The organism is Autumnicola aciditolerans (genome assembly GCF_041679265.1).
In the GTDB taxonomy this organism is placed as follows: domain Bacteria; phylum Bacteroidota; class Bacteroidia; order Flavobacteriales; family Flavobacteriaceae; genus Autumnicola.
This window is the reverse complement of the sequence record NZ_JBGFSM010000058.1, coordinates 1-2,243: the sequence shown is the minus strand read 5'-3', so window position 1 is coordinate 2,243 and position 2,243 is coordinate 1. Positions and strand designations below refer to the sequence as shown.

The window sequence follows — 2,243 nt, the reverse complement described above, 5'->3', positions numbered from 1 at the left end:
TTCGTTTTGACAAGAAGTCAAAATTATTGCTATAAATAAAAATGATATGTATAGTGTTTTTTTCAAATGTGTGGCAATGGTCTTGTATAACAATCAGTTGCGGATTGATTAAAAACTAAGATAGCTAAAATTACCGACTTTTATGCTTGCGCGGTAGTGTCCGCAGGACACAAAGCCGCAATTGTTGTTATACGGTGTTGCCAACAGTTATTTTTTCAGTTCTTCTAATTTTTTAATTTCCCAATCTTTGTTATCATAAAACTTTTTGTTCTTATCATCCCAATCCGTAAAATTTCCCGAATTCAACGTTTTATGATTTTCTAAAATAACTTTCTTAATTTCTTTTGGTACAATTACTAAAATGTCAAATCTAACCAAATTCTTAAGCTCTAACAGACTTATGTATGAATTCTTGTCAATTATAGATGCGGAATTTAAATCCAAATGTTTTAATTTTTTTAGATTTTCGTAAGCTTTTAAACTTTTGAGCCTCAAATTTTTTGGTGCAAAAGTATCTCCATTAAGAGAAAGTCCAATTAGAGAAGTTATTTGTCCAATTTTTTCATAATTCTTAACTTTAAAAGAGTTTTCAATTCTTAAATGAGTCAGTTCAATTTTTGCAATCGGTGAAATGTCTTTAAGTTGAGTAAATCTTTCAAGTTCTAACCTTTTGATTTTTGTCAGTTTTAAAATTGGATTTAAGTCAGTTGCCTTTGAACTGTCAATTATTAAGTCAGTAAGATTTGGTAATTCACAAAAAATATCAAGAAACTCTTGATTAATTCCACAAGTGATAGAAATCCGCTTTACTTTGTTCAAGTTTGGGATTATTTTAATCCATTCGCCTTTCACTCGTTCTTTTTCTTTTTTTCCAGCAACGTGCCATAGAAAAGATAAACTTGAAATTCGAATGCTTTCAGAGTTTATTTTTGGATTGTCATATTTATGAATATTTTCATATTCATAAATATGCTCAGGTGAAAAAAACTCATCATTTTTATATCGGTCGTTCATAATTGTTGGCAACGTGTTTGTGTATGATTAGTGGCGTGTTTAACCACCTAATTTAGCAAATAAAAAACGAATAGAAAATCCGCGAGGATTTTCGTAAGTAGGCGAGAACTAGCCATTAATTATACACGGTGTTGGGCGTTCGTATTTTTATTTCCCGTTATTTACTATTATTTACTCCCGTTTTGTCCAAAGCCGCTCTTAATCCTTTTGCTAATTTTTCTGCTGATCCCACACCCCAATAATGTAGGAAGAAAATTCTTGGATTTTCGTTTACCATATGATTATGAACGGCAACTACTTCAATGTCGTTTTCAACCAAAGCCTTTATTACTGGTGCTACTTCATCAGTAAGCATTGTAAAATCTCCTGCTACTGCTGCTTTCTCGGGTGTTCCTTGCCAACTTGCCCAAGTGTTGAATCCTAAAAATGTACTTACTGGAGCACCGTGTTCTTTTAATTTCACATCAGGTCTTCCAATAGTAATCTTATACACTCCGTTGTTCATCGTCCCACTATACCCTAAGATGCTATCAATCAATTTGGTGTCAAGACTGTTTTCTACTGCTGACTTTTCTGCGCTGGATGGATTGACCCCCCTAACTTCCGTTACCTTATCAAAAATGGCTTTGACACTTTTAGCTAATTGTTTTTCGCTCCCCATTCCGCCAATATGCATATACATTACATCAGGTTCATTCCTTACAAAATGATTATGAATCGCAGTAATCGTTAGTCCTTGTTTGATTACTTCTTGCTGTACTGGTTTTAAGTCTTTTTCTGTCACCACAATATCGCCCATAAGCATTGGTTGTTCAGATGTTGGTGCAAATGCTACCCAGCTACCCAATCCCATAGGAGGAATAATTTTAAATCCATCAACCGTAACATTTAGGTCATTTTGTGGAACGGTAACTTTAAATTGTCCATTTTGCTCCTTCCCTTCGATTCCAAGTTCCGATTGTAAGGTTTCAATATCTAATGCCCTTAATTCCTTGTTGTTTTCCGAAGGTTTTTCAGCCGATTCTTTTAAACCGTCTTTCTTGGTAGATTGCTCGCAACCAAAAGTAATTAGTGAAAATACTACTAAATAAATCAATGCTTTTTTCATAATTCAGTTTTTTGTTAAGATTTCAGTTTTTTTTATATGACGCCCAACGATTCATATAAAAACAGTGCTGCGGGCAAGCGTGATTTTCCGAAGGAAAATCAGGCGTAGCAAGCAAAGCCTG

General features: G+C 33.9%; 2 protein-coding genes. Both read right to left on the bottom strand.

The window, feature by feature from the left end; translation table 11 throughout:
• Window positions 1–207 precede the first annotated feature (207 nt).
• Window positions 208–1,014 (bottom strand): hypothetical protein, encoded by an 807-nt coding sequence (locus tag AB8M93_RS18685; protein WP_373060498.1) that lies wholly within the window; start codon window positions 1,012–1,014, stop codon window positions 208–210.
• A gap of 157 nt (window positions 1,015–1,171) precedes the next feature.
• Window positions 1,172–2,122 carry a DUF1259 domain-containing protein gene (locus AB8M93_RS18680; protein WP_373060496.1) on the bottom strand — a complete coding sequence of 317 codons (951 nt, stop codon included), beginning with the start codon at window positions 2,120–2,122 and terminating at the stop codon, window positions 1,172–1,174.
• Between the last annotated feature and the right edge of the window lie 121 nt (window positions 2,123–2,243).